The organism is Cellulomonas sp. ACRRI, assembly GCF_022346185.1.
Taxonomy (GTDB): Bacteria; Actinomycetota; Actinomycetes; order Actinomycetales; family Cellulomonadaceae; genus Cellulomonas.
On sequence record NZ_JAKRMS010000041.1, the window covers coordinates 24,330 to 30,586 of the forward strand.

Consider the following 6,257-nt stretch of genomic DNA (forward strand, 5'->3'; position numbering starts at 1 on the left):
CGGTCAGCCCACGCCGATCGACGTCGCCTGCTGCTGCAGCTCTGCGAGGGCGTCCTCGGGCGCCTCGCCGCTGACGGTCATCCGCTCGAGCACGGAGTCGGCGGCCGCGCCGACCTGCACCCACGCGGTGTTCACCGGCGGGGCCTGGGTGTCCTCGAGCTGCTCGCCGAACACGGCCAGCTTCTGGTCGTCGGCCAGCGACGGGTCGTCCCACGCGGACTGCTGCGACGGCAGGTCGCCGGTCACGTCGTACCACTGCACCTGCACGTCGGGCTGGGTCAGCCAGTCGACGAGCTTCCACGCGGCGTCGGCGTTGTCCGAGTCCTGGAAGACCACCAGGTTGGAGCCGCCCGCGAACGAGGTCGACGACTCGCCGGCCGGGATGCGCGCGGTGGCGTACTTGTCCTCGAAGCCCTCGCCGCCGAGCGTGGCGAGCTGGCCCATCATGAACGGGCCGTCGATGAGCATCGGGGTCGTGCCGGCGACGAACTCGGCCTCCTGGGCGCCCGCGCTGCGGTCGGCGGAGGCGTTCGCGATGCCGTCCGCGAAGAACGACGTGTAGTACTCGTAGGCCTCGACCATCTCCGGGGTGTCGAGCGTCCACTCGGTCTGGTCGTCGTTCATCAGGCTCGCGCCGTTCGACCACGGCGCCCACAGCGAGCCCTGGAACGAGTCGTTGCCCGCGGACTGCAGCCGGATGCCGTAGTCGGCGCCCGCCTTGGCCTGCATGTCGGCGGCCATCTGCTTGAGGTCCTCCTGGGTGGCGGGCGCCTCGGTCCAGCCCGCCTGCTCGGCGAGGTCGGTCCGGTAGTACAGGACGCGGGTGTCGACGTACCACGGCACGCCGATCGCGGTGCCGTCCAGCTCGGCGGTGCCGAGCGAGCCCTCGAAGATCCCGCTGGTGTCGATGCCGTCCGGGACCGGGGCGAACGCGTCGCCGAACTCGGCCATCCAGGTGGTGCCCATCATCGCGACGTCGGGGGTGGTGCCCGCGGCGATCGCGGTCTGGAACTTGTCGCGCGCGGCGTCCCACGGGATCGGCACGACCTCGATGTCGACGTCCGGGTTGGCGTCGGTGAACTCCTGCACGAAGTCGGGCAGGGCCTCGCCCTCGGCGCCCATCGCCCACACGGTCAGCTCGCCCGAGGCGGCGCCCTCGGACAGGGTCGCGGCGTCGGTGGGGCCGCCGCCGGTGTCGTCGGAGCGGCCGCACGCGGTGAGTGCGGTCAGGGCGAGCGCGGTCACGACGGCGACGCGCGCAGCGGGACGGATCATGGTGCGTTCCTCCTCGAACGGACGGGTGCCCTTGCGGCGGGCGCCTCGCGCTTCTATGCGCTTAGATGGAGTGACATGTTAAGCGCATAGAATGAACCGCGCAAGGGGGGCCGGCTCGAGGCGCCGGAGCCCCTACCATCGTGCGGGGCCCGAGGAGGTGGTGCAGTGCCGCGTCGACCGACCGTCTACGACGTCGCCGAGCGCGCGGGGGTGTCGATCGCGACCGTGTCGTTCACCTTCCGCCAACCCGAGCGGGTCCGCGACTCGACCCGGGCCGCCGTGCTCGTCGCGGCGAGCGAGCTGGGCTACGTGCCCAACGCGAGCGCCCGCGGTCTCGCCCACGGGCGCACCGGCGCGCTCGGCCTGTACTCGTTCGACCTCATGCTCGCGGCGCCGCAGAAGGGCGCCGACGGCGCGCTGCCCGTCGCCACCCCCACCCCGGGCGACGACACCGACCCCGACGCCGACCCCCGCGCCTTCCCCCTGTACGTGGACGAGGTGCAGCGCGGGTTCGAGCTCGAGTGCTGGCAGCGCGGCCAGGCCCTGCTGCTGAGCAGCGGCAGCGGGTCCGGCGCGTCGGTGACCGAGGTCGCCGGCCGCGTCGACGGCCTCGCGGTGTTCCCCGGGCCGACGCCGGTCGGCACGCTCGAGAACGTCGCGCGGCGCATCCCCGTGGTCGCCTTCAGCACGCCCCCGGTCGCCGACGGCCTGCACCACATCGGCGTCGACAACCGTGCCGGGATGCGCGACGTGGTGGACCACCTGGTCCGGGACCACGGCCTGCGGGACCTGGGGTTCGTCGGACGGCTGACCACCCCCGACTACGAGGAGCGGTTCGCCGGGTTCCGGGAGGCGGTCGCCGCCGCCGGGCTGCCCGGGCCCGCGGAGCCGCTCGACCCGACCGACCTCGCCGAGCCGCACCGGTTCGAGGTGCTCGCCGCGCTCGCCGCCGAGGACCGGCTGCCGCGGGCGCTGGTGTGCGCGAGCGACCAGCTCGCCCTCGGCGTGCTCGACCTGCTGGCCGCGCGCGGGGTGCCGGTGCCCGAGCGGGTCGTGGTGACCGGGTTCGACGGCATCCTCGCCGGGCGGCTGGCCCGGCCCTCGCTCACGACCGTGCGGCAGCCGATGGCCGCGATGGGGCGGCTCGCGGTGCAGGTGCTCGTGCGGCACGCCGGGGCGCCCGCGGAAGAGCCGGAGTCGCACCGGCTGCCCGTGCGCGTGGTCCGCCGCGAGTCCTGCGGCTGCCCGCCGCCGGCCTGACGGGGCGCCGGCGACCGGTCGGGCCGGTCAGCGCGCGGCGTGCTCGCGGACGTGGCGGACCAGCGCGGCCGTCGCCGCGGACGGCCGCCGGTCGCGCGGCACCGCGAGCGCCAGCGGCCAGCGCAGCCCGGCCGCCAGCGCGAGGGCCGGCAGGTCGGGTGCGGCGACCGCCGTGAACCGCGGCACGACGGCGACGCCGAGCCCGTGCCGGACGTAGCCCGCGACGGTCCCGATGTCGGCGACCTCGACGGTCACCCGCCGCTCCAGCCCGGCGGCCGCGAACGCCGCGTCCACGACCACCCGGTTGCCGTAGCCGGCCGGCGAGTCGATGAAGTCGAGCCCGGCGAGCTCCGCCAGGTCGACCGGGCGCCCGCCCGGCCGCTCCGCGAGGTCGTGCCCCGGCGGGACGAGCAGGTCCATCGGCGCCGACGCGAGGTCGAGCAGCCGGACACCCGGGGCGGCGCCGCCCGGCACGGACACGAACGCCAGGTCCAGGTGCCGGTCGGCCACCGCGGCGGCCAGGCCCGCGGACCCCGAGGTCGAGGCGCTGAGCCGCAGCGCGACGCCCGGGTGCGAACGGTGGAACGCACCGAGCAGCGCGGGCACGTCGACCAGGCCGACCGACGGCATGGTCCCGACCCGCACCGTGCCGGTCAGCCCGCCCTTCACCAGGTCGACCGCCTCACGGGCGTCGCGGGCGGCGTCGAGCGCGGCCCGGGCGTGCGGGAGCAGGGCCGTCCCCGCGTCGGTCAGGGCGACCCGGCGCGGCCCGCGGGCGAGCAGCGGCGCGCCGACCTCGCGCTCCAGCGCCTGCACCGACGCGGACACGGCGGACTGCACGAGCAGCAGCCGTCCGGCGGCCGCGGTGAACGTGCCCTCCTCGACGACCGCGACGAACGCGGCGAGCTGACGGAGCTCCATCCCGCCACGCTATCGCTGATGTCGATGGCGGCCATCCAGAACCACTGTTGGACGCGATGGGTGGTGTGGGCGCACCGTGGCGGAGCACGCGCACACCGACCGAGAGGACGGCCGCCCGACATGTCCACCCCCACGCTCCCCCGCTCCGCCCGGGCCACCGCGACGACGGCGGCCGACCGCCCCGCACCCGCCGCTCCGCCCGCGCCCTCCGCGTCCGCCGCCCGCCACCGCGCCGGCTTCCGGCTGGTCGCCGCGGCCTTCCTGGCCACGATGGCGTTCTCGACCGTCCCCGCGCCGCTCTACCCGCTGTACCAGGCGGCCGACGGGTTCTCGACCTTCACCGTCACCGTCGTGTTCGCGGCGTACGCGGTGGGCGTCGCGCTCGCCCTGGTGCTGGCCGGGCACGTGTCCGACTGGCTCGGCCGGCGCCGGGTGCTGCTCCCCGCGCTCGCCCTGGAGCTCGCCGCCGCCGCGCTGTTCCTGTCCGGGACGGGCCTGGCGACGCTGCTGGTCGCCCGGTTCGTCAGCGGCCTCGGCGTCGGGATGCTCACCGCCACGGCCACCGCCCACCTCGCGGAGCTGCACGCCGCGCACCGGCCCGGGGACGCCGGGCACCGGCCGCAGGTCGTCGCCGTGGTGGCGAACATCGGCGGCCTGGGCGCCGGGGCGCTCGCCGCGGGCGCGCTCGCGCAGACGGGGGTCGCCCCGCTGCGGCTGTCCTACGCCGTGTTCGCCGGGCTGCTGCTGCTGGGCGTCGTCGGGGTGCTGATCGCACCGGAGACGGTCCGGCGCCCCGCCGCCCGCCCCGCGTACCGGCCGCAGCGCCCGCGCCGGGCGGGCGGGGACCCCGCCGCGCAGCGCCTCGCGTACGCCGCGGCGTTCGCGGCGTTCGCGGTGTTCGGCGTGTTCACGTCGGTGGCCCCGGGCTTCGTCGGCGGCACGCTGCACCACACCTCCCGGCTGCTCGCCGGGCTGGTGGTCTTCGTCGTGTTCGGCGCCGCGGCCGCGGTGCAGGCGGCCACCACCCGCGTGCGACCGGCGACGCGACTGCGCGCGGGCCTCGTCGCGCAGGCGGCCGGCCTGGTCGTGCTGACCGCCGGGATGCTCGCCGCACGGCTCGACGTGTTCCTGGTCGGCGGGCTCGTCACCGGCGCCGGGGCCGGGCTGCTGTTCGCGGCCGCGTCGGGCACGGTGGCGGCCCTCGCGGCGCCGCACCAGCGGGGCGAGGCCCTGGCGGGGCTGTTCCTGGTGGCGTACCTCGGGCTCAGCGTGCCCGCGATGGGCCTCGGCCTGCTGGCGCGGGTCCTCCCGCAGGCGACGGCGATGGCGCTGCTGGCCGGCGCGCTGCTCGTGCTGCTCGCCGCGCTCGCCGCGTCGGCCCACCGCGCCGGCACGCCCCGCCACCCCTGACGCCAGCTCCGGCGCTACCTGGGCGTCTGACGCGCCGCGCGGTTGGCGCCGACCGTGCTCGCGCTGGGCCCGTACCCGACCAGCTGCACCCGCGGGTCCGCGACGACGCGGGTGCCGTCCATGACGATCCCGCCGCCCGTCCCGCGCAGGCCGAGCGGGCGCAGGTGGTCGAGCGCCGCGCGGAACCCGGTCGCCCACAGCACCGCGTCCGCCGTCACGTGCGCCGGTCCGGTGACCCAGCCGTCGGCGAGCGGGCCGGCCGCGGCGGCCGCGTCCCACTCGGCCCCGTCCGGCACCAGCCGGGCGAACATCGGCCGCGCGACCAGGACGCCGCGCGCGATGCCGTCGCGGTACTGGTCGGTGAGCGGCAGGCCCGTGGCCGCGACGATGCTCTGCGGGGGCAGCCCGGCGCGCGTCCGCTCGTCGACCCGGGCGACCGCCTCGCGCCCGAGCTCCGGGGTGAACGAGGCGTCCCGCCAGTCCGGCGGGCGGCGGGTGACCCAGGTGGTGGACGCCGCGACGGGGTGGATCGCGAGCAGGTGCTGCACGGCGGAGATGCCGCCGCCGACCACGAGCACCCGGCGCCCGGCGAACTCCTCGGGCGACCGGTAGTCGTGGGTGTGCCGCTGGATCCCGCCGAACGACCCCGCGCCCGGGTAGGTCGGCCAGAACGGCCGGGTCCAGGTGCCGGTGGCGTTCACGAGGGCGCGGGTGTGCCAGGTGCGGCGCACCCGGCGCCGCGCCGTCGACGCCTCCGCCCGGCGGCCTCCGGCGCCGCCGCCGAGCCCGTCGTCCGGGTCGGGCGCCGGGACCGGGACGCGCTCGGTCTCCTCGGTCTCGACGGCCAGCAGGCGCTGCGGGCCGCCCACGTCGCGGACCCGGCGCACCTCGACGGGCCGGCGGACGGCCAGGCCGAGGTCGCGCTCGTAGGAGCCGAAGTACCGGGTCAGGGCGCGGCTCGCGGGCTCGTCGGCGTCGAAGGCCGGCACCGGCCGGCCGGGCAGCTCGTACACGCCGTTGACCGTGCGCATGGTGAGGCCGGGCCAGCGCTCGCGCCACGCCCCGCCGGGCCCGGCGGCCGCGTCCAGCACCACGTAGGTCGGAGGCCCGCCGTCGGTGCTGCCGCGCCCGCCGTCGGCGGCGCCGGCGGACGTGGGCGACGCCGGCACGAACCCCGAGCGCGCCAGGTGCGCCGCCACGGCGAGCCCGGCCTGCCCGGCGCCGACGACCACGACGTCCGCCAGGGCGGCGTTCGGGATCTGGTCGGGCATGCCTGGTCCAACGCGGTGCCGTCGCCGGTCGTTCCCCGGCCGGACGTCACGGGCCCGAGCTCGTCGGTCGCGCCGGAGTTCGGCGGTTGCGCACGGGGCTCGGGGGCGGGACGGGCGAAC

Annotated in this window: 5 protein-coding genes; 2 read left to right on the forward strand and 3 right to left on the reverse strand. The window is 77.3% G+C overall.

What is annotated here, in order from left to right:
- Nucleotides 1–3: 3 nt before the first annotated feature.
- Nucleotides 4–1,275, reverse strand: coding sequence for an extracellular solute-binding protein (locus MHY85_RS09715; protein WP_239195861.1), 1,272 nt, complete (start codon nt 1,273–1,275; stop codon nt 4–6).
- A 165-nt stretch (nt 1,276–1,440) separates the two neighbouring features.
- Here MHY85_RS09715 and MHY85_RS09720 point away from each other — a divergent pair, with 165 nt between their 5' ends.
- Nucleotides 1,441–2,535: a LacI family DNA-binding transcriptional regulator gene (locus tag MHY85_RS09720; RefSeq protein ID WP_239195862.1), complete on the forward strand. Its 1,095-nt coding sequence runs from the start codon at nt 1,441–1,443 to the stop codon at nt 2,533–2,535.
- A gap of 27 nt (nt 2,536–2,562) precedes the next feature.
- Here MHY85_RS09720 and MHY85_RS09725 read toward each other — a convergent pair whose 3' ends face one another.
- Nucleotides 2,563–3,456 carry a LysR family transcriptional regulator gene (locus MHY85_RS09725; protein ID WP_239195864.1) on the reverse strand — a complete coding sequence of 298 codons (894 nt, stop codon included), beginning with the start codon at nt 3,454–3,456 and terminating at the stop codon, nt 2,563–2,565.
- Nucleotides 3,457–3,576: 120 nt separating this feature from the next.
- Here MHY85_RS09725 and MHY85_RS09730 point away from each other — a divergent pair, with 120 nt between their 5' ends.
- On the forward strand, nt 3,577–4,866 hold the full coding sequence (locus MHY85_RS09730; RefSeq protein WP_239195865.1) for an MFS transporter: 1,290 nt from the start codon (nt 3,577–3,579) through the stop codon (nt 4,864–4,866).
- Between the two features lie 14 nt (nt 4,867–4,880).
- Here MHY85_RS09730 and MHY85_RS09735 read toward each other — a convergent pair whose 3' ends face one another.
- Nucleotides 4,881–6,137 carry an NAD(P)-binding domain-containing protein gene (locus MHY85_RS09735; RefSeq protein ID WP_239195866.1) on the reverse strand — a complete coding sequence of 419 codons (1,257 nt, stop codon included), beginning with the start codon at nt 6,135–6,137 and terminating at the stop codon, nt 4,881–4,883.
- Nucleotides 6,138–6,257: the final 120 nt, after the last annotated feature.